Annotated in this window: 17 protein-coding genes; 7 read left to right on the forward strand and 10 right to left on the reverse strand. The window is 65.2% G+C overall.

The genetic code is table 11. The features are described 5' to 3' along the window. Positions 1 to 21 precede the first annotated feature (21 nt). Together H618_RS0103990 and H618_RS0103995 are read left to right on the forward strand one after the other, a co-directional pair. Positions 22 to 1,473, forward strand: a complete 1,452-nt coding sequence (locus H618_RS0103990) for an aldehyde dehydrogenase family protein (protein WP_028693837.1) — start codon at positions 22 to 24, stop codon at positions 1,471 to 1,473. 83 nt (positions 1,474 to 1,556) lie between these two features. Further along, the gene (locus H618_RS0103995) at positions 1,557 to 2,120 is read left to right on the forward strand and encodes a cytochrome b (protein ID WP_028693838.1); all 564 of its coding nucleotides are present in this window, start codon (positions 1,557 to 1,559) and stop codon (positions 2,118 to 2,120) included. 106 nt (positions 2,121 to 2,226) lie between these two features. Here the strand turns inward: H618_RS0103995 and H618_RS0104000 are convergent, their stop codons facing one another. The 7 genes from H618_RS0104000 to H618_RS0104030 all read right to left on the reverse strand — a co-directional run bounded on the left by H618_RS0104000 (position 2,227) and on the right by H618_RS0104030 (position 12,504). Then, complete coding sequence (locus tag H618_RS0104000; protein ID WP_028693839.1) at positions 2,227 to 3,000, reverse strand: enoyl-CoA hydratase; 774 nt, start codon at positions 2,998 to 3,000, stop codon at positions 2,227 to 2,229. Between the two features lie 10 nt (positions 3,001 to 3,010). Next, complete coding sequence (locus tag H618_RS0104005) at positions 3,011 to 4,138, reverse strand: acyl-CoA dehydrogenase (RefSeq protein WP_028693840.1); 1,128 nt, start codon at positions 4,136 to 4,138, stop codon at positions 3,011 to 3,013. An 11-nt stretch (positions 4,139 to 4,149) separates the two neighbouring features. Beyond that, a complete protein-coding gene (locus tag H618_RS0104010; protein WP_028693841.1) occupies positions 4,150 to 5,340 on the reverse strand; it encodes an acetyl-CoA C-acyltransferase in 1,191 nt (396 codons plus the stop codon). A gap of 14 nt (positions 5,341 to 5,354) precedes the next feature. Then, a complete protein-coding gene (locus tag H618_RS0104015; RefSeq protein WP_028693842.1) occupies positions 5,355 to 6,122 on the reverse strand; it encodes an SDR family NAD(P)-dependent oxidoreductase in 768 nt (255 codons plus the stop codon). Positions 6,123 to 6,284: 162 nt separating this feature from the next. Further along, positions 6,285 to 10,781 carry an NEL-type E3 ubiquitin ligase domain-containing protein gene (locus tag H618_RS21210; protein ID WP_050577198.1) on the reverse strand — a complete coding sequence of 1,499 codons (4,497 nt, stop codon included), beginning with the start codon at positions 10,779 to 10,781 and terminating at the stop codon, positions 6,285 to 6,287. A 79-nt stretch (positions 10,782 to 10,860) separates the two neighbouring features. Further along, positions 10,861 to 11,880 carry an AraC family transcriptional regulator gene (locus H618_RS0104025; RefSeq protein ID WP_028693843.1) on the reverse strand — a complete coding sequence of 340 codons (1,020 nt, stop codon included), beginning with the start codon at positions 11,878 to 11,880 and terminating at the stop codon, positions 10,861 to 10,863. A gap of 66 nt (positions 11,881 to 11,946) precedes the next feature. Beyond that, a complete protein-coding gene (locus H618_RS0104030; RefSeq protein ID WP_028693844.1) occupies positions 11,947 to 12,504 on the reverse strand; it encodes an NADPH-dependent FMN reductase in 558 nt (185 codons plus the stop codon). A 155-nt stretch (positions 12,505 to 12,659) separates the two neighbouring features. On the opposite strand from H618_RS0104030, the gene H618_RS0104035 reads away from it, so the two are divergent. Continuing rightward, the gene (locus H618_RS0104035; protein WP_028693845.1) at positions 12,660 to 12,878 is read left to right on the forward strand and encodes a hypothetical protein; all 219 of its coding nucleotides are present in this window, start codon (positions 12,660 to 12,662) and stop codon (positions 12,876 to 12,878) included. Positions 12,879 to 12,940: 62 nt separating this feature from the next. Here the strand turns inward: H618_RS0104035 and dnaQ are convergent, their stop codons facing one another. The 3 genes from dnaQ to H618_RS0104050 form a co-directional block, all read right to left on the reverse strand. Then, complete coding sequence (dnaQ, locus tag H618_RS0104040; RefSeq protein WP_028693846.1) at positions 12,941 to 13,687, reverse strand: DNA polymerase III subunit epsilon; 747 nt, start codon at positions 13,685 to 13,687, stop codon at positions 12,941 to 12,943. 70 nt (positions 13,688 to 13,757) lie between these two features. Beyond that, a complete protein-coding gene (gene rnhA / locus H618_RS0104045) occupies positions 13,758 to 14,195 on the reverse strand; it encodes a ribonuclease HI (RefSeq protein ID WP_028693847.1) in 438 nt (145 codons plus the stop codon). A 14-nt stretch (positions 14,196 to 14,209) separates the two neighbouring features. After that, positions 14,210 to 14,998, reverse strand: coding sequence for a class I SAM-dependent methyltransferase (locus tag H618_RS0104050; RefSeq protein WP_028693848.1), 789 nt, complete (start codon positions 14,996 to 14,998; stop codon positions 14,210 to 14,212). An 85-nt stretch (positions 14,999 to 15,083) separates the two neighbouring features. Here H618_RS0104050 and gloB point away from each other — a divergent pair, with 85 nt between their 5' ends. From gloB to H618_RS0104070, 4 genes are all read left to right on the forward strand, one after another. Then, positions 15,084 to 15,860 carry a hydroxyacylglutathione hydrolase gene (gene gloB, locus H618_RS0104055; protein ID WP_028693849.1) on the forward strand — a complete coding sequence of 259 codons (777 nt, stop codon included), beginning with the start codon at positions 15,084 to 15,086 and terminating at the stop codon, positions 15,858 to 15,860. Positions 15,861 to 15,959: 99 nt separating this feature from the next. After that, positions 15,960 to 17,411: a lytic transglycosylase domain-containing protein gene (locus H618_RS0104060; protein ID WP_028693850.1), complete on the forward strand. Its 1,452-nt coding sequence runs from the start codon at positions 15,960 to 15,962 to the stop codon at positions 17,409 to 17,411. 179 nt (positions 17,412 to 17,590) lie between these two features. Continuing rightward, positions 17,591 to 19,423: an extracellular solute-binding protein gene (locus tag H618_RS0104065; protein ID WP_050577199.1), complete on the forward strand. Its 1,833-nt coding sequence runs from the start codon at positions 17,591 to 17,593 to the stop codon at positions 19,421 to 19,423. Next, complete coding sequence (locus H618_RS0104070) at positions 19,420 to 21,261, forward strand: extracellular solute-binding protein (protein WP_028693852.1); 1,842 nt, start codon at positions 19,420 to 19,422, stop codon at positions 21,259 to 21,261. The genes H618_RS0104065 and H618_RS0104070 overlap by 4 nt, the downstream gene beginning before the upstream one ends. The last annotated feature ends 1 nt before the right edge of the window (position 21,262 follow it).

Here is a 21,262-nt window from a genome sequence, read left to right on the forward strand (position 1 = left end):
CACTTCGCAAGGAACACCCCCATGACTCAGCATCTGAATCACTTCATCGCAGGCAAGTCGGTCGAGGGCAGCGGTGCGCGCATCGAGCTCATCGACCCGGTCACCGAACAGGTCTACGGCAGTTCGGCGCGCGGCAACGCCGAGGACGTCGAACGTGCCGTGGCCGCTGCCCATGCCCAGCTCGAGGGCGGCGCCTGGAGCCAGCTCGACGGTGCCCAGCGCGGGCGGCTCTTGGCGAAACTGGCCGACCTGGTGGAGCGCGACAGCGAGCATCTGGCCGACCTCGACGCCAACGCCATCGGCCGCTCGCCGATCGAGCCTAGGCGCATGGATCTGCCCAACGCCATCGCCAACCTGCGCGCAGCTGCCGGCTGGGCCAACCAGCTCGAAGGCCGCACCATCCCCACCGGCGGCTATTTTGGCAGCAAGACCCTGTCGTACACCGTGCGCGAGCCGGTCGGCGTGGTCGGGGCGATCGTGCCGTGGAACTCGCCGCTGATGATCACCGTGTGGAAGCTGGCGGCCTTGCTCGCGGCCGGCTGCACGGTGGTGATCAAACCCTCGGAAGAAACCCCGCAATCGGCCTTGCACCTGGCGGGTCTTGCCCAGGAAGCAGGCTTTCCCGATGGCGTGATCAACGTCGTCACCGGCTATGGCGCCGAAGTCGGCAAGGCCCTGTGCGAACACCCGCAGGTGGCCAAGATCAGCTTCACCGGCAGCCCCGAGGCGGGCCGCGAAATTCAGCGCACCGCCGGCGTGCTGTTCAAGCAGGTGGCGTTGGAGCTGGGCGGCAAGAGCCCGCAGATCGTCTTCGACGATGCCAGCTTCGACGATGCCGTGCGCGGCTGCGCCCTGGGCCTGTTCGCCAACCAGGGCCAGGTCTGCGCGGCCGGCTCGCGCATCCTGGTGCAGCGCAGCCTGGCCGAACGCTTTGGCGCCGCGCTGGCCGAGGCGGCGCAGGCAGTGCAGGTCGGCGACCCGCGCGAGGACGGCGTGCAGATGGGCCCGGTGGCGAAGAAGGCGCAGTTCGAGCGGGTCAACCGCTACATTCAGCTGGGCATCGACCAGGGCGCCACACTGGCGGCCGGCGGCGTCTCGACACCTGAGAAAGGCTGGTTCGTACGGCCGACGATCTTCACCAACGCACGCAATGACATGGCCATCGCCCAGGAAGAAATCTTCGGCCCGGTGGGCACGCTGATCGTGTTCGACACCGAAGCCGAAGCGATTGCCTTAGCCAACGACTCCGCCTACGGTCTGGCCGCCACGGTGTGGACCGGCAACCTGGTGCGCGCGCACCGCGTCGCCGCGGCGATCAAAGCAGGTGCCGTGGGCATCAACTGCTGGAGCCCGCTGGACGCCAACCTGCCGTGGGGCGGGGTCAAGACCAGCGGGATCGGCCGTGAAGGCGGGTTCAGCGGCGCGCTGGCCTACACCGAAGAGAAGGTCATCACGGTGCTGCTGCCGAGTTGACCCCTGCGCCCACGCCCCGGCGAGCAGCCTGCGGCGGGGCGTCGGTTCATTGCGCAGGTTGCGCCAAGCGTGGAGACACCGTGATGACTGCATACCAACGAACGGCAATCGACCGTTACCCGACCTCACTGCGGGTATTGCACTGGACCCGCGCCGTGCTGATCCTCGGCCTGCTCTGGGCCGGCTGGCACATGACCGGCATGGACGATGAAATACCCAGCAAGTTCGAGCTCTACTACCCCTGGCACAAGTCGTTCGGCGTGCTGGCGTTTCTTTTGGTGCTGACGCAGATCGCGGTGCGCCTGCGCACACCGCACATCCCCCGCCCCTTGCAGACCTTGGCGCCGTTCGAGCGCAGCTTGTCGAGCCTGGTGCAACGGGCGATGTACGTGCTGCTGGTGGTGGTACCGCTGATGGGCTACTCGATGTCGAGCACCTTCACCATGAGTGACGGGGTATTCTTCTTCGGCGTCGATCTGCCGGAATTGCTGCCCAAGAACGATGACTGGTTCGTGGTCTTCCAGTGGCTGCACAAGGTGCTGGCCTACAGCCTGCTGGCGCTGATCACCCTGCACGTTGCCGGCGCGCTGAAACACCGCTTCCTTGACCGCGACCCGAGCAAGGATGTTTTGCGGCGGATGCTTTGAATCGCGCCCGCCCCTGACACAGCTGCTTCATCTACCTGAAGCTACGCGTCAGGCAGTGACGGGCCGCCCTGCGGCCCGATCGCTCGCGCAAGCAGCGCCAAGACCATCAGCGATCCCTGAACTGCGCCTCGCGCTTGCCGATGAACGCGGCCATGCCTTCTTTCTGGTCTTCGGTGGCGAACGCTGCGTGGAACACCCGGCGTTCGAAGCGCACGCCTTCGCTGAGGGTGACTTCGAAGGCGCGGTTGACGCTCTCCTTGACCATCATGCTCACCGGAATCGACTTGCTGGCGATGCTCGCGGCCACCTTCAGCGCCTCTTCGAGCAGCTCGTCAGCCGGCACGATGCGCGCAACCAGGCCGGCGCGTTCGGCTTCCTCGGCGCCCATCAGGCGACCGGTCAGGCACAGCTCCATGGCCTTGGCCTTGCCCACCGCGCGGGTCAGGCGCTGGGTGCCGCCCATGCCCGGCAACACGCCAAGATTGATTTCCGGCTGGCCGAATCTGGCCGTGTCGGCGGCGAGAATGAAGTCGCACATCATCGCCAGTTCACAGCCGCCGCCAAGGGCGAACCCGGACACCGCGGCGATGATCGGCTTGCGCCGGTTGGCGATGCGGTCGGCATCGCTGAACAGGTCTTCGGTGTAGATCTGCGGATAGCCGAGTTCGGCCATCTCCTTGATGTCGGCACCGGCGGCGAATGCCTTGGCGGAACCTGTGAGCACCACGCAGCCGATCTGCGGGTCGCGCTCGAGCTGATCGAGGGCCTGGTTGATCTCGGCGACGATCTGCGCGTTCAAGGCGTTGAGCGCTTGCGGCCGGTTCAGGGTGATCAGGCCGACCTTGCCGTGGATGTCCAACAGAATGCTTTCGAATGCCATGGGGGCTCCTTCAGAGGTTGCGCGCAATGACCATGCGCTGAATGTCGCTGGTGCCTTCGTAGATCTGGCAGACCCGCACGTCGCGGTAGATGCGCTCTAGCGGGAAGTCGCTCAGATAGCCATATCCGCCCAGGGTCTGCAAGGCATCGGAACACACCTGCTCGGCCATTTCCGAGGCGAACAGCTTGGCCATCGACGCTTCGACCAGTGCGGGTTTTCCGGCATCGCGCAGCGCCGCGGCGTGCAGCACCATCTGCCGCGCCACGGCGATGCGGGTGGCCATGTCGGCCAGACGAAACGCCACGGCCTGGTGCTCGACCAGTACCTTGCCGAAGCTCTGCCGCTCGCGGGCGTAATCACGCGCCACCTCGAAGGCGGCACGCGCCATGCCCACCGACTGCGCAGCGATGCCGATACGCCCGCCTTCCAGGTTGGCCAGTGCGATGCGATACCCCTCGCCCTCCTCGCCCAGGCGGTAGGCCAGCGGCACGCGTACGTCATCGAACTGGATCTGGCAGGTATCGGAGGCATGCTGGCCGAGTTTGTCTTCAACCCTGACCACCTGGTACCCCGGGGTGTCGGTGGGCACGATGAAAGCGCTGATGCCACGCTTGCCCGCTTCAGGGTCAGTGACTGCGAAGACGATCACCACCCCGGCGCTTTGCCCGGAGGTGATGAACTGCTTGCTGCCGTTGAGGACATAGTGCTCGCCGTCGCGCCCCGCCCGGGTTTTCAGGCTGCTGGCATCGGAGCCTGCCTGCGGTTCGGTGAGGGCGAAAGCGCCGAGCATGGCGCCTGTGGCCAACGGGGTGAGGAACTGCTGCTTCTGCGCGTCACTGCCAAAGCGCAGGATCGGCACGCAGCCGACCGAGTTGTGCACGCTCATGATCGTCGAGCAGGCGCCATCGCCTGCGGCGATCTCTTCCAGGGCCATGGCGTAGGCCACGTAGCCGGTGTCGCTGCCGCCCCATCGCTCGGGAACCAGCATGCCGAACAGGCCAAGTTCTGCCATTTCATCGATGGCTTCACGGGGCAAGCGGTGGGCCTTGTCCCACTGCTCGGCAAAGGGCCTCAAGCGCTCCTGGGCGAAGCTGCGCACGGCATCGGCAATCTGTTGTTGTTCGTCGCTGACCAGCATGCTTCACCTCATCACAGACATTCGAGGGCAACGGCGGTGGCCTCGCCACCGCCAATGCAGATGGCCGCGACGCCGCGGCGCAGGTTGCGCTGGCGCAGCGCGGCAATCAACGTCACCAGAATCCGTGCACCCGAGGCGCCGATGGGGTGTCCCAGCGCACAGGCACCGCCGTTGACGTTGACCTTGTCGTGGGGCAAATGCAGCTGCTTCATCGCGGCCAGCGTAACCACCGCGAAGGCTTCGTTGATTTCGAACAGATCGACCTCATCGAGGCGCCAGCCGGTGCGCTGCATGAGTTTTTCGATGGCACCGATGGGTGCGGTGGGAAACAGCGCCGGCTGGTCGGCGAACGCTGCGTGGCCGTGAATCACCGCGAGGGGCTTGAGGCCGCGCCGCTCGGCTTCGGAGCGGCGCATCAGCAGCAACGCGGCGGCGCCGTCGGAAATCGAACTGGCATTGGCCGCGGTCACCGTACCGCCTTCGCGGAAGGCCGGGCGCAGCTGAGGGATTTTATCCAGGCGCGCTTTGGGCGGCTGCTCGTCGTCGCTGACCATACGGGTCTGGCGGGCCTCGGTGACCTGCACCGGGACGATCTCTTCGGCGAAGCGCCCGTCGCTGATCGCCAGCTGGGCGCGGGTCAGCGAGGCGATGGCGAAGTCGTCCTGCTGCTTGCGGCTGAAGTCGTGCGCCTGGGCGCAATCCTCGGCGAAGGTACCCATCAGCCGGCCCTTGTCGTAGGCGTCTTCCAGGCCGTCGAGGAACATGTGGTCGAGCACCTGAGCATGACCCATGCGGTATCCGCCACGGGCCTTGTCGAGCAGGTACGGCGCGTTGCTCATGCTTTCCATGCCGCCAGCGATCAGCACATCGGCAGAGCCTGCCAGCAGCAGGTCATGGCCAAGAATCAGCGCCTGCATGCCCGAGCCGCACATCTTGTTCAGTGTGGTGCAGGTGGTCTGTGCCGGCAGGCCGGCGCCCAGCGCGGCCTGGCGCGCCGGTGCCTGGCCGAGTCCGGCAGACAGCACGCAGCCGAACAGCACCTGGTCGACGGCCTCAGGCTCGATGCCACCGCGCTCGAGCGCGGCGCCAATGGCGGCGGCACCCAGTTGCGGTGCACTGAGGGATTTGAGCTCGCCCTGCAAGCCGCCCATGGGCGTTCGCACGGCGCTGACGATGACGATGGGGTCGCGAGCGAGGGTCATGGGGGTGTCCTTGGTCATTTGGCGGCCATACGCAAGGCGCCGTCGAGACGGATCACCTCGCCATTGAGCATGCTGTTTTCAATGATGTGCCGCGCCAGCGCGGCGTATTCCTCTGGCCGTCCCAGGCGCGGCGGGAACGGTACGCCGGCGGCCAGCGAACTGCGCACTTCTTCGGTCATGCCGGCCATCATCGGCGTTTCGAAGATGCCCGGGGCGATGGTCATGACGCGGATGCCAAACCGCGCCAGCTCCCGCGCCACTGGCAAGGTCATGCTGGCGATGGCGCCCTTGGAGGCCGAGTACGCCGCCTGGCCGATCTGCCCGTCGAAGGCGGCGACCGACGCGGTATTGATGATCACCCCACGCTCGCCACCGTCATCGGCGCTGCCTTCGGCCATGGCGGCGGCGGCCAGGCGCAGCAGGTTGAAGCTGCCGATCAGGTTGACGTTGATCATCCGGGTGAAGCTTGCCAGCGCGTGCGGCCCTTGCTTGCCGAGCACTTTTTCGCCGGCGACGATGCCGGCGCAGTTGACCAGCCCGCGCAGGCCGCCGAAGGCCTCGACGGCCGCATCCACCGCAGCCTTGGCGGCGTGTTCGTCACTGATATCGGCCACGGCAAAGCGCGCGTTGCGGCCCAGTTCGGCGGCCTTGGCCTCGACTGCCGCGGCGTTGAGGTCGACCAGCAGCACCTGAGCGCCGGCCTCGATCAGCATCTGCGCCGTGGCGGCGCCAAGCCCTGAGGCGGCACCGCTGACGATGAAGGGGGTATTGGCAATGAGCATGGGTGTCGTCCTTCAGGCCCGACGACGGTTGGCGAGAACATGGGCAGCGGATGGGTTGGCAGGAAAGAAGCTGAACCGTCGTGACCAAGATAGTCGCGCGGGTCGTACAGAGCGGCAATGGCCAAAGCTGTCAGGCGCGCTGACCGCTTTGGCCGTCAAGGGTCAGACGTGAATGACGCCGATGGCCTCCTCATCCAGCACATCCAGGGTCAGGCGTACGCGCAGCGCATGCAAGGCACTTTCCCGACGCGTGCTGAGCACTTGCCAGCGTTGCCGGTATTGCTCGCTGTCCAGGGTGTCCTGCTGTTCATCGAGGCGCGAGCCTTCATCGGCATATTGCTCATGCAATTGGCTGAATAACGCAGGATGTCTCGTGTCCAGGTAACGCTGCCAGAAGGTCCGCTGGCTGAGGCTCTCGGCCAACGCTTCGCGTGTCTCGCCGCTGCGCACGAAATTCAGCGCCGCCTGCAACTGTTGCGGGCTGACCCGCGCCACGCTGGCGTAATGCATGCTGCGGGGCTGTAACGGTAGATCGAGGGCTTCGGCCAGATGGATGCGGTAATACAGACTGACCTCGATTTCGTCGACACCACGCCCCTCGGCACTGCGCTGCAGCATATCCTGGCGGGCGAACTGCTCGACCCTTGCCAGGCGCCACAGCCGCTGACCCAGGCTGACCAGTCGCGCACCTCGTTCATGGTAGGCGGCATCAGCGGTCGCCTGGGTTTCCAGCACCAGCACCTGCAAGTCGCTGAAGCGCTCGGCTGTACTGTCTTCGCAGCTCAGCGGCTCGTTGGCCCGCACGAACACCTGGCTACGCAGGTCGGCGTCCGCCTCGAGCGCCGTCAGCATCGACCACACCTGCTCGCACAGGTAGTCAGCGGCCCCCGTGAAATCGGCGGTGTTCTGCAGCTCGCCGAGCAAGGTCAGCAACCCGCCGCTGTGGGGCAGGCCAAACAGCAGATCCCAGCGCTCCTCGCGCGCCCCACGCCCCTCTGCGCCCGCTTGGGCCAGCCACAGTTCACGGGTGGCTGCCGGCCCCGATGGGTGCGAGGCCCCCAGCGTTGCATCGCCATGAGCCTGATCGTGCTCGGTCAAGCTGAACAACAGATCCAACTGCTCGGCCGGCAGCGGATTGCCCTGTACCAACAAGGTGCGACGGTAGGCCAAGGGCATTTGCAGGGTGGTGTCGGGAATCTCGCTCAGTTGGTTGTTGCGCAAATCCGCAGTGTCCAGGAAACCGCAGAGGTCGAGCCCCGAGGGCCAGGTGCTCAGTTGACAATAACGCAGGCTTACCCAGGCCAGCCGTGACAGGTAGTGGAAGCGCAGACGGAAATCACCCAGCGGGTTGTAACTCAGATTGAGCGATGACAACTGTGGCAGCGCCGCCAGAATGCCTTCGCCGGCTTCATCGACGCGAATCTGGTTGTGATCGAGGTTAAGGATACGCAGCCGGCTCAGATAGCCCAGTGCCGAGGGGATGCGACTGAGCTCATTACTGCCAAGGTTGAGGCGGCGCAGGTCACTGAATCCACGCAGGAAGCTGGTCGGTACCTCACGTAGCCGCGTACTGCGCACGACAAGTACCGACACATGGCTCATCTCCAGCTCCTGTGGCATCTCAGGCAGTTCCAGCACAGGCAATCCGCTGATATCCAGGCGCATGCCGAGTTCCTGGTCATTGCTGTCCAGCTCCACCTCTCCCTGCAGGCGCCAGCACTGGCGCAGCCTGGCAGCCATCTGCTGGCGGGCGCGCTGGGTCGTCTGCGCACCTTGCGCGGCTTCCCAGCGAAGCAACGCGTGATCCATGCGCTGGTAGTTCGCTTCCTGCTGCATGAGCAGTTCGAAGGGTGAGTCACTGGCCGCGAGCAGGCCTTGCAGATACCGCTCCACACGCTGGTCGGTGAATCCGGGATACAGCGCGCGGATGCGTTCACGCAGCATCCTGTGCGAAGCCGATGACTGCCCGCGCCCGCTGAGCAAGTACCCGACTCGACCGTCGGGCAGACGCTGACCGGGATTGAACCAGGGTGCCTCGGCACGCCAGCCGAGCAATTGCAGACGACGGGTAGCCTGCACAGGGAGCGACTGCAACAGTCGCTCGCGCAACTGCTCCGCCGGCTCGTGCCCACTCAGACCCAGTGCCTGGGTCTGCTCAGGCGCCAGCAGCGCAGCCAGCGCCTCGAACAACCCCGCAGGCTCGTCGACCTCTACGTCCAGCGCTTGCATCTGCGCGTCGTACAGCTCGAAGCGTCCATTGACATGGGCGAGCACCCTGAGCGCGGCGTCCGGCCCCTGGGGGTCCATTATCGCGACCCGCCGCCCCCATGCACTGCCCTCGCGCACTTCGATATTCAGCGCCAATGGCCAATTGGGCAGGCGCCGCAGCAATGCCACGGCCAGATCGGCACTGTCATCGCCATAGGCACTGTCGAACGTCAGCCCCTCGACCGCGCGACTCAACCGAGCCAGTTGCCGCAGACTGCGTGCCCGACGTGCCAGCGCCAAGGGCACGCGCTGCTCGGTCAGCGCGACCTCGCGCTGCACATCCTCGACGCCCTCCAGCGCTTGCTCGGCGTAAAGGTCAGGCAGGCCTGGGAAGTCGCGTTGCAGCAAAGTGCGCAAGGGGTCTTCGGGCAGTGTCGGCGCGCTCAGGTGTTCGAGCAGCGGCTGAGTGAAGCGAGCCTGCTGACGCAACAGCGAATCGCCCAGTGCTTGCGCATCGAGTCCGGCGATACCCGGTTGGGCAAGGCACCAGGCTTGAATTTGTTTGTCCGGCTGCGGGTGCTGCTCGGCCAGATGGGCAAAGAAGCGATCGATGCGTTTGCGTGCATCGAAGCGTCGCAACGTGTCGAGCAGGTTGGCGGGCGCGGGGCGGTTCTCGACCAGCAGGCCGCGCAGTTCATCCCCATCCATGCCCGCGATGCGCAGCACCTGCAGCGTCTGCGCCGACTCCAACGCCGGCACCTGCGGCCACAGGGTCGAGAGCATGCGCGCGGTGTTGTGCCACTCCAGCGGGCGCGACAGCTGCATGCGCCAGCCGCGCTGACCATTGCTCTCTACCACAGGCCCATAGGCTTCGGGCCGCTGCGGATGACGCAATCGCCAAGGCCCATCAGGGTCAGGACGGTGCACCTCGTACCAGGCTTGACCGATACGCATCCAGCGCTGTTCGCCGACGCCATACAGGCCGTTTTCCAGGGCTACAGGTTCTTCCGGCTGTCCCTCGTAAGGGCTGCGGTCGGGCGACCACAAGCGCTTGCTACCGTCTTCCAACAGTACCGGCTGCAAGGTGTCGACCAGCCCACTGCGGGCGAAGCCGCGCGCGACAGCCGAGCCACCCGCCGCCACTACCGCTGCCACCGCGACCGTTTCGGCGACGCCCAGGAAGTGATCGAGGGCCTCATGTTGATGCCCGTGGCTCCAGTCTTCGACCCCTTCATACACTTCAGAGGCAACCTGGACCACAAGCTGCCCGAGCAGCAGCGCACCGACCACCGGAATGAAGAAACCGGAAAGCGTCACCAGGCTCAGGCCTGCGGTCTTCCACAGCGCGTGGCGCGCTTTCGCCGCGCCAGCGTCGGCCAGCGCCGTGGGTACCAACAACAGCTTGGCGTCGGCCCGGATGCCGGCGACCTGCTCTGCCACGAGGCTGGTGAACAGATCGCCGTCGACGCCCACGGCCTGCAGCGCCAAATCAGGCCGTGCATCCGACAGACGTTTGCCCAACAGCATCAAAAAGGCAGGACGCTGCTCAAGCCCGACCAGCTGACTGAATACCTGGCGGTAGCCTGGACGCCGCAAATCGGCCAATAGCGCGTTGGTGAGGGCCGCCCAGTCGGCGAAGCGACGGAAGGCCTGCGTGCTATCGCTGGGCAGATACAGCACGACGCTGTGCAGCGTGCCCTCGGCATCGCGCAGCTCGATCGCCAGCAGGTCTGCCAGGCGCTGTCCGAGCATGTTCACCCGCTTCGCGGTAGCGTGCAGGCAAGCCTCGGTACACGGCTCCTGGTCCGTCTCGATCAGACGTTGCAGCGCCGCATGCGCCGGGGCAGACAACTGCCCTTTGAGCGCTGCGATCTGCGCAGCCAGAAGAAAGCCGGCACGTTTGTCGGCGCTGAGCAGCTCCAGTGTCTCGTTGACGAAAACCCGGTCCAGCAGTTGCTGATAGCGGCTGCCGATATCCTGCTGGCGACAGTCGGCGATCAGCGCATCGGTGTCGCTGGCGAGCAGATCATAGCCACCGGGGCGCACCACCCCCGTGCCCAGAAAATACGAGGTATTGGCCGGAAAGTTCTGCATCAACCGCAACAGCGCCGGCTCACGGCGGTACTGCGGTTGCAGGATCGTCCAGCCGGGCAAGGCGATACTGGGAATGCTCGGCTTGACCACCAGCCACTCCAGTCGATCGACGCTTTCGTCAGCGCCCAGGTACGCCGCCAGCAAGCCCTGGAAGTGCTGGCGGGCGAAGGCTTGCAGGGAAATCAGCTCGACGGTCGCCCCGCGCACCTGCTCATGGCTGCTGCGGTATGCCTTGAAGCGGTCGCGCAGGCTATTGATTTGCGCAGGTGTCGCCTCTGTCAGCCAGGGCGACAACTGCGAACGGATGAAGGCGTCGCTGGGGTGAACCGGCTGCCCGAGGGTCGGTGTTTGAGTCATGGAAAGCTCCTCTTGGTAAGGAGCGCCACAGTGCGGGGATGTGTATCGCGGCAGCAGGAGGAATGGTTGCCCTGCGCGGCTAGGGCTTCGCTGCGCTCACGCTCAGGGTGCGGTAATGCCCGGGGTTGCAGCCGAACCATTTGCGGAAGGCCTTGTAGAACGAGCTGCTGTCGGCATAACCGAGGCGTTCGGCGATGGTTTCCATGGCCGCACCCTGCTCGGCCAGCCAGGCCACCGCCAGCTCGCGCCGCACACTGTCTTTCAGACCCTGGTAGGTCTGGCCCTCGTCGGCCAGACGACGGCGCAGGGTCGACACCGACAGGCACAGCGTGCGCGCCAGCCGCTCGGCGTCTGGCCAGGTCGCCGGGTCGAGCTGCATCAGGTCGGCACGAATGCGCCGGCCCAGGCTGGTCGGGTCGCGGTACCTCACCAGAATGTTGCCCGGCGCCTGGGCGAGAAACTGCTGCAACTCATCGGCAGTACGGCGGATCGGCTGGTCAAGGCAGCTGCCCTCGATGATCAGGCGGGTGCTGGGCATGGCGAAGCGCAGGTTGTCCGAGAACATCACCTGATAGTCGTCGCAGTACTGCGGCTGCTGCGCACGCAGGTCGACGGCGAGTATGGCGATGCGCCGGCCCGCCAACCAGCAGGCCAGGCCGTGAATGAGCATGAACAGGGTGAAGTAGGTGAAGGCCCGCGCCGGCTGCCGATGCGCTTCGAGCAGCACCACCTGGGCCACGCTGTGCTCGCGTACCAGCCGCGGCTTGCAGCCCTCGAGTGCCAGCGCCAGGTAAGCCAGGGCGGTGTCGATGCCCTCGCCGACGCTGGCCTGGGCCATGCTCGCGCGGCCCATGAAGGCCAGGCTGCCGCTGGGCAAGCCGCGGGCATCCATGGCGAAGAATTCATCGCGGCAATGCCGAGCCAGTTGGCGCCACAGCGCTGCGTAGGTCTGGCTGGGCACCCGGGCATCGACCCGCTGCAGTTGCCGAGGGTCGATACCGACGCGGGTCAGCAATGAGTCGGTGTCGGGCCCGGGTTGGCAGCTTTGCAGCAGTGCTTCACGCACCAGGTGCATGGAGATGGTGTCTTTGTCGCTCATCGAACGGGCGCCGGGGTTCAGGTAGTGGCCATCTTACCCAGCGGCGCAGCGCAGACAAGCCCTGGCTCAGACGGCGCGGTTGAGCTTGACCCAGCCGGCGAAGCGATCGATGAAGGTTTGCAGGAACGGCCGGGTCTTTTCATTGAGTTTGCCGGCGTCGTCGAACAGGTTGGCGGCGCCACCGACATAGGCCTCGGGCATCTGCATGCACGGCATGTCGAGGAACACCAGCGTCTGGCGTACGGCATGGTTGGCACCGAAACCGCCCAGTGCGCCCGGAGAAACGCTGACCACCGCCGCAGGCTTGCCGCCCCAGGCGCTCTCGCCGTAGGGACGCGAGCCGACGTCGATGGCGTTCTTCAGGCACCCTGGCATCGAGCGGTTGTATTCGGGGGTGACGAACAACACCGCGTCGCTGCCGCGAATCTCGTCGCGAAAGCGCTTCCAGGCCTCAGGCGCATTGGCTTCGGCATCTTCGTTGTACAGCGGCAGGTCACCGATCTCGACGATCTTCAGCGACAGGCTCGAAGGCGCCAGCTCAGACAACGCCCGCGCAACCTGGCGGTTATAGGAATCCTTGCGCAGGCTACCGACGACAACCGCTACGGAATACTCATGGCTCATGGTGCTCTCCAACCTCTGCTGTGAAAGGAACGCTGTAGTTATAGATGACCACCATTACGCCTCAGGGTTTTTTTCCTTTGCAGGGAAAACTTACCGCTGCCCGCACAGGTCTATGGCTACAGACATTTCTTCATATTTCAGAGGTTTCCTCGCACATGGCAGCAGTAATGGTCGGCCAGTTCCACGCCCGTGACGCCGAAGGCCGTATCTATCCCGTCCACGAGTTCCAGGAGTCGACCCTGCAGGCCGATGGCAATGTGCTGGGCGCGCCGATCGTCACCTACCGCCTGGCGATAGGTGATCGGGTCAATCATCTGGGGGAAAACCGCTTCGAACTGGTCGCCAGCGGAGTCGAACTGATTCGCGTGCCCTGAGTGGCTTTACCCGGTCTGCTGGCAAGGCCTGGGCTTTGCCATCACACCGGATACCCTGCGCTTCAGCCCGCTTCGATGGTTTGCCACAACGCAGGTGCACCTGCAGCCTTGGCCACCGCTTCCAGCCGTTCGGCATGGGCTTGCAGCTCTGCCGCGCTGGCCATTAACACCTGGCCTGGCTGACGGCCCAGCACCCGCCGAATCTCACTGGGCGCCGCCTGTTGACCATCCTGGCGCTCGGCGCCACTGCCGGCCAGCGACAGGCTGGTCTGCCCCCCGGTCATCGCCAGATAGACATCGGCCAGCAGCTCGGCATCGAGCAGTGCACCGTGCAGCTCACGGCCGGAGTTGTCGATGCCATAGCGTTTGCACAGCGCATCGAGGCTGTTGCGCTGCCCCGGATGGCGCGAACGGGCCATCATCAGGGTGTCGAGAATCGGACAATGCTGAGCAATATCGGCGCGCTGCGACTGCCCCACCAAAGCGAATTCGTTGTTGATGAAGCCCACGTCGAACGCCGCGTTGTGGATGACCAGCGTGGCGCCGTCGATGAACGCGAAGAACTCGTCAGCCACCTCGGCGAAGCGCGGCTTGCCGATCAGGAAGGCGTCGGTGATGCCGTGCACGCCGATGGCGCCCTCGTCACTTTCGCGGTCGGGCTGCAGATAAACGTGGAAATGCCGCCCGGTCAGGCGCCGACCGACCACTTCGACACAACCGATTTCGATGACCCGATGACCTTCGGTGACCGGCATACCGGTGGTTTCGGTGTCGAGAATGACCAGACGTTTGTCTTGCTGCTGCTCCACAGGTGGTGACTCCAACGTGCATCTCGGGAAAGGTGGCGATTGTACCTGAGGGAGGTCGCGCGTGTCGGGCTCAGCGCAGCTCGTCGACGCCGCGGTTGGCCAACTGGTCGGCGCGCTCGTTGCCGGGGTGGCCGATGTGCCCGCGTACCCACTTCCAGGTGACCTTGTGGCGGTTGACCTGCTCGTCGAGCAGACGCCACAGGTCGGCGTTCTTCACCGGCTCTTTGGCGGCGGTCTTCCAGCCACGTTTCTTCCAGTTGACCATCCACTCGGTGATGCCTTTCATCACGTACTGCGAGTCGGTGGTCAGCACCACGTCGCATTCGCGGGTCAGCACCATCAGGCCCTGGATCGCGGCCATCAGCTCCATACGGTTGTTGGTGGTGTTGCGCTCGCCGCCCCACAACTCTTTTTCCTGGCCCTTGTAGACGATCAGGACGCCCCAGCCACCCAGGCCAGGATTGCCCTTGCAGGCACCATCGGTGTAGATCTCGATGCTTTCGCTCATGTACCGCTCATTGACTAGAAGTTATCGACCGTCGGTGGCGCCGCCGAGCGATCGCTGCGCCGGCGATTGACCTTGGCCAGGGGCAGCGGCAGCAGCTTGCCCATCGGCTCGCGGCGTTCCTGGCGCAGCGGCCTGAGGCCGATCACCATCTTGCGCGCCACCAGTACGTAGACCCCGCCACCGCCTAGCTGCCAGGCACCGGCACGGCGTTCCCAGCCGCTCAGGCGTTGCTGCCAGGCCGGCGAGGCAAGCGGCGGACGATAGCACCCGAACCGGCGTTTCTCCAGCGCGAAGCCCAGCAGGTTGAGCCAGTCGCCGACGCGCGAGGCAGAAATGCAGCGGGCCTTGCGCAACGCGCCTTTGCCCAGCAGGTGGCGCAGGCCCCAACCGCTGTAGGGGTTGATGCCGACGATCAGCAGGTGCCCGCCGGGGCGCACCGCCTTGGCCGCTTCGCGCAGCAGGCCGTGGGGGGAAATGCTGAAATCCAGGCCGTGCTGCAACACCACCACGTCGGCGGCATGTTCACTGAGCGGCCAGGCCTGCTCTTCGCAGACGATTTCAACCCCGGCGAACGGCGCCCCCAGACGCACCGTGCGTTGCACCTGCGGGGCGCTGGGCGGCGCCTCGGCGCAGGGGCCGTAGTGCACCAGAAAGCCGCCGAACAAGCGCTGCAGCTCGTCTTCGAGCAGCATCTGTTCTTCCCTGAGCATCAATTGCCCCACAGGTCCGTTGAACCAGTCGCGGGCCAGGGCAGTCAACTCCAGCCACTGCGCATCGGCCTGGGCAAACGCTTCATCGCTCATCGCACTCTCCGTCAAAGGTTTCTCGCACCGCGCCATCGCAGCTAAGATGCCCCCATGTCCCGCCAGGTGAATCGGATAACCGCACATGATACAGATCGATGCCCTACCCGCTTTCTCCGACAACTACATCTGGTTGTTACAGGATACTGCCACACAGCGTTGCGCCGTGGTCGACCCAGGTGACGCCCAGCCGGTGCTCGACTGGCTCGGTGCGCACCCCCAGTGGCAGCTCACCGACATTCTCATCACCCATCACCATCAGGATCACGTCGGCGGCGTAGAGGCGCTCAAGGCCGCCACCGGCGCCCGCGTGCTCGGCCCGGCTGCGGAGTCGATCCCGGCCCGCGACGTGGCGCTGAGCGACGGTGACCGCGTGCAGGCCCTGGGCCTGGACTTCGAAGTGCTGGCAGTACCCGGGCATACCCTGGGGCATATCGCGTTCTACAGTGCGCCTCCTCGGCCGGTGCTGTTCAGCGGCGACACCCTGTTCGCCGGTGGCTGTGGACGCTTGTTCGAGGGCACCCCGGCGCAGATGCATGCCTCGCTCGAGCGGCTGGCGGCGCTGCCGGAAGGCACCGAAGTGTACTGCGCCCACGAGTACACCCTGAGCAACCTGCGCTTCGCCCAGGCGGTCGAGCCCGACAACGCGGTGTTGCAGCAGCGTCTGGCGGATGTCGAGCGACTGCGAGCCGAGCAGCGCATCACCCTGCCCTCGCGCATTGGGCTGGAGCGTCAGACCAACCCTTTCATACGCACCACTGAAACATCCGTTAAACAAAAAGCAGACGAATGGACGGGCGACGCAAACCTCACTCCCGTATCGGTTTTTGCTGCCCTGAGGTCATGGAAGAACGAGTTCTGATAACCCCAAGATATATCTGAAGGCGGGGCAAAGGTTGACCAGGCAGGAAGCGGTTCCTAGAATCGCCCAACTTTTTTGCCCGGATGAACGTACCCGCCGATGTCATTGTCCAGCCGCAGAACCTCTCATTCCCTCGCCTTGAGGCGCCTGGCGCAAGCCAGCGCACTGGCCCTGACAGCCACCCTGGTGGGTTGCCAGAGCGCGCCCAAGGTCACGGAAACCGACAGCGTTCGCGCGCCCGACTATCAGGCGCGGATCAAGCACAGGCCCGCGCCGCGGGTGATCGCGCCAGCGGTCAAGCCGCCGCCGCAGGATGTCTGGGTGCGCATGCGCGAAGGCTTCGTGCTGCAAGACATCGACGTCAACCCGCGCATCGAACAGCAACGCCTGTGGTTCGCCAGCAACTCGCGTTCGGTCGAAGCGCTGGGTGAGCGTGGCAGCCTGTACATGCACTTCATCGTCGAGCGTCTCGAAGAGCGCGACATGCCGCTGGAGCTGGCGCTGCTGCCGGCCATCGAGAGCGCCTACAACCCCATGGCCTACTCGCGTGCGCATGCCGTCGGCCTGTGGCAGTTCATTCCGTCCACCGGGCGCAGCTTCAACCTGCGTCAGACCCACTTCTACGATGGCCGACGCGACATCACCGCCTCGACCAACGCCGCGCTGGACTACCTCAGCCGCCTGCACGACATGTTCAACGGCGACTGGCTGCTGGCACTGGCGGCCTACAACGCCGGCGAAGGCACGGTGAGCCGGGCCATCGAACGCAACGAACGCCTGGGCCTGCCGACCGATTACTGGAACCTGCCACTGCCGCAGGAAACCCGTGACTACGTACCCAAGCTGCTGGCCTTGTCGCAGATCGTCAACACCCCCGAAGCCTATGGCGTGAACCTCAGCCCGATCGCCAACCAGCCCTACTTCGAGGCAATCACGATCAATGAGCGGCTCGACCTGTCGCGGGTAGCCGCCTTCGCCGACATCGACGAAGACGAACTGATCCAGCTCAACCCGGCCTTCAAGAAGCGCATGACCGTCGATGGTCCGCAGCAGTTGCTGGTGCCGACGGCCAAGGCGCAGTTGTTGGCAGCCAGCCTGTCCAACCTGAATGCTGAACAGCTGGTCAGCCTGCAACCGAACAAGGCGGTCTTCCAGGCCGCCCTCGCCGAAGCCCGGGCGCCGGCGGCGGCTCCAGCCGGTGCGCGCAGCTACCGGGTCAAGCGTGGCGACAACCTCGGCGCCATCGCCAGGGCCAACCGCGTGTCGGTGCGTGACATCCAGCGCTGGAACCGTCTGTCGGGCAGCAGCCTCAGAGCCGGCCAGGTGCTTGCCCTGCGCGGCGCCAGTGCACCGAGCGCACCCAGTGCAGCAGCCAACCGTGTGGCCGCTGCGCAAACGCGCTCGACGCAATACAAGGTACGCAAGGGCGATTCGCTGTACCTGGTGGCCAAGCGCTTCAACGTAGAAATGCAGCACCTCAAGCGCTGGAATCCGCGCAGCGGCAAGGCGCTCAAACCCGGCCAGACCCTGACCGTCTACCTCGGCCACTGACACGCTTCGGGCAACACCGTGCCCGCTGTTCATCACGCCCCGCCGCGCGGGGCGCAGATGCCCTCGCGCAATGCCGCGCCAGCCCTGGCGCAACGCCTTTCCGGGGTCTCTTTTTCCATCCCTGACAAGCTGTTACTGTAGCCCGACCCAAGCCCAACGCCTCTGGATCGGATGCCGACTTGATACGTCCCCTCCTGCTGTCAATCAGCCTGGCCTTGAGCTTCCCTGCGGGCGCTACAGTGAGCGAAAGCCACGGATACGCGCAGTTCGGCACGCTCAAGTACCCAGCCAGCTTCACCCACTTCGACTGGGTCAATCCGCAAGCGCCCAAGGGCGGCACGTTGCGCGCCATGGCCTTTGGCACCTTCGACACCCTCAACCCTTACACCTTCAAAGGCTCGAGCCCGGTCACCACGCCGAACTTCCAGCAGTACGGGGTCAGCGAGCTGAACGAAACGCTGATGGTCGGCACCGGCCAGTACGACCCTTCCGGTGACGAGCCGACCTCAAGCTATGGGTTGATCGCCCGCTCGGTGGAATACAGCGAAGACCGCAGTTGGGTGGTGTTCAACCTGCGCCCCCAGGCGCGCTTTCACGATGGCAAGCCGATCACCGCGGCCGATGTGGCGTTTTCCTATCGCACCCTGCTCAAGCAAGGCCACCCGCTGTATCGCACCAACCTGCAGGAGGTGCAGCGCGTCGACATCCTCGGGCCGCTGCGCATCCGCTTCGTCTTCAAGCGCGCCGGCAACCCGCTGCTGATCCTGCGCCTGGGCGAGATGCCGGTATTGCCCAAGCACTACTGGGAAAAGCGCGATTTCAAGGCCACCACCTTCGAGCCGCCGCTGGGCAGCGGGCCGTACCGCATCACCGAGGTGCAGCCCGGCCGGCGCCTGGTGTTCGAGCGGGTGAAGAACTACTGGGGCAAGGACCTGCCGGTCAATCGCGGCAAGTACAACTTCAACCGCGTGGAATTCGAGTTCTACCGCGACGCCACGGTGGCCTTCGAAGCGTTCAAGGCCGGCGAATTCGACATCTACATCGAGCATCAGGCGAAGAACTGGGCCAACGGCTACAACTTCCCTGCGGTGCGCCGTGGCCAGGTGATCAAGGCGCAGATTCCGCACCGTATTCCCACCCAGACCCAAGGGCTGTTCATGAACAGCCGCCGCGCGCCGTTCGACAACCCCGACCTGCGCCAGGCGCTGGGGCTGATGCTCGATTTCGAGTGGACCAACCGCGCACTGTTCAGCAGTGCCTATCAGCGCTCGACCAGCTATTACCCCAACAGCGAGTTCGCCGCGACCGGGCTGCCGGTGGGCAAGGAATGGCTGCTGCTCAAGCCGTTCCGCGACCAGTTGCCGCCCAAGCTGTTCACCGAGCCCTATCAGGTCAGCCAGACCGAAGGCAGCGGCATCCGCCGGCAAACCCTGCGTGAAGCGCTGGGCCTGTTCGCCAAGGCCGGTTACCGCCTCGACGGCCAGCGCCTGGTGGACGCCAGGGGCCGGCAATTGCGCCTGGAAATTCTGCTGGTCAATCCGAATCTGGAGCGCATCTTCCAGCCGTACGTGGAAAACCTCGCCAGCATCGGCATCGCCGCCGGGCTGCGCACGGTCGATCGCGCGCAGTACAAGCAGCGCCTGGACCAGTTCGATTTCGACATGATTCTGATGACCCTCGGCCAGACCCTCAGCCCGGGCCTCGAGCAGTGGCAGTACTTCCACTCGAGCCAGGCCTCGATCAAGGGCAGCAAGAACTACGCAGGGGTCAACGACCCGGTGGTCGATCACCTGCTCGACACCCTGCTGGCTGCGCCGAGCCGCGATGACCAGGTCGCCGCTGCGCGTGCCCTGGACCGCGTGCTGTTGTGGCACAACTACATGATTCCCAACTGGTATCTCGATAATCACCGCCTGGCGTACCGCAACCGCTTCGCCTTCGTCGCCACGCCGCCCTATACCCTCGGGCTGAACAGCTGGTGGCTCAAGAAGACTCCGGAGAAATCCCCATGATGCCCATCCACCGCCTCGGCGCACTGGCCGCAGGCCTGTTGCTCGCCTGCCTGGCGCTGCCCGGCGTGGCCGCCCCGCAGCACGCCCTGACCCTGTATGACGAGCCGCCCAAGTACCCGGCCGACTTCAAGCACCTCGACTACGTCAACCCCAAGGCGCCCAAGGGCGGCACCTTCCGCCAGTCCAGCTTCGGCAGCTTCGACAGCCTCAACCCATACATCACCAAGGGCGTGCCGGCCGATGGCATCGAGCTGATCTACGACACCCTGATGACCCAGAGCCGTGACGAGCCGTTCACCGAATACGGCCTGGTCGCCGGCAAGATCGAAAAGGCCCCGGACAACACCTGGGTGCGCTTCTACCTGCGCCCGGAAGCGCGTTTCCACGACGGCCAGCCGATGCGTGCCGAGGATGTGGTGTTTTCCTTCAATGCGCTGACCAAACAGGGCTCGCCGCTGTACCGCCAGTACTACGCCGACGTGACCCAGGTGGTGGCGGAAACGCCGTTGCAGGTGCGCTTCGACTTCAAGCACGGCGGCAACCGCGAGCTGCCGATGATCCTCGGCCAGCTGCCGGTGCTGCCCAAGCACTGGTACGCCGAGCGGGATTTCACCCACGCCAGCCTCGAATTGCCATTGGGCAGCGGGCCGTACCGGGTCGCCCAGGTCAAGCCGGGGCGCTCGATTCGCTATGAGCGGGTCAAGGACTACTGGGCCAAGGACCTGCCGATCAATGTCGGCCAGTACAACTTCGACGCCATGACCTTCGACGTCTACCGCGACAACGTGGTGGCCCTGGAAGGGCTCAAGGCCGGGCAGTTCGATTTCCGCGAAGAGCGCACGGCGAAAAGCTGGGCCACGGCCTACAACACTCCCGCGGTGCGCGATGGCCGGCTGATCCGCGAAGAGCTGCCCAATGGCAACCCGTCCGGCATGCAGGGCTTCGTCTTCAACCTGCGCCGACCGATTTTCCAGGACATCCGCGTACGTGAAGCGCTGAGCCAACTGTTCGATTTCGAGTGGACCAACAAGCAGCTGTTCAACGGTGCCTACAAGCGCACCAACAGCTATTTCGAGAACTCCGACATGGCCGCCCGCGGCGCGCCCAGCGATGCCGAGCGGGCGATTCTCGAACCGCTGCGCGGGAAGATTCCCGAGCGTGCCCTGACCACCGCCTTCAGCACGCCGGTCACCGACGCCAGCGGCATGATCCGCGAGCAGCAGCGCACCGCCTATCACCTGCTGCAGGAGGCCGGCTGGAAGATCGTCGACGACAAGATGGTCGATGCTCAGGGTAAGCCTGTGACCATCGAGTTTCTGCTCGCCCAGCCAGACATCGAGCGCGTGCTGCTGCCGTTCAAGCGCAACCTGGCCGAACTGGGCATAGACCTGGTGATTCGCCGGGTCGATGTCTCGCAGTTCATCACCCGCATTCGTCTGCGTGATTTCGACATGATGATCGGCAGCTTCCCGCAGTCCAGCTCGCCGGGCAACGAACAGCGCGAGTACTGGTCGAGCGTGTCGGCCGACAACCCCGGCAGCCGCAACTACATCGGCCTGCGCGACCCGGCCATCGACCAGTTGGTGGAGTCGCTGATCAACGCCGACTCGCGCCAGTCGCTGATCGAGCACGCCCACGCCCTGGACCGTGCCCTGCTGTGGGGCTTCTACGTGATTCCCAACTGGTACATCAGCACCTACCGGGTGGCGTACTGGAACCACATCGGCCACCCCGAGGTGTCGCCGACTTTCGACCTGGGCATCAACACCTGGTGGATCAAGCCGGACGTCACCCCGGCGGTGAGCCAAGCCACCCCGCCGCCTGCCGAGGGCAACTGAC

The organism is Pseudomonas cremoricolorata DSM 17059 = NBRC 16634, assembly GCF_000425745.1.
GTDB lineage: Bacteria > Pseudomonadota > Gammaproteobacteria > Pseudomonadales > Pseudomonadaceae > Aquipseudomonas > Aquipseudomonas cremoricolorata.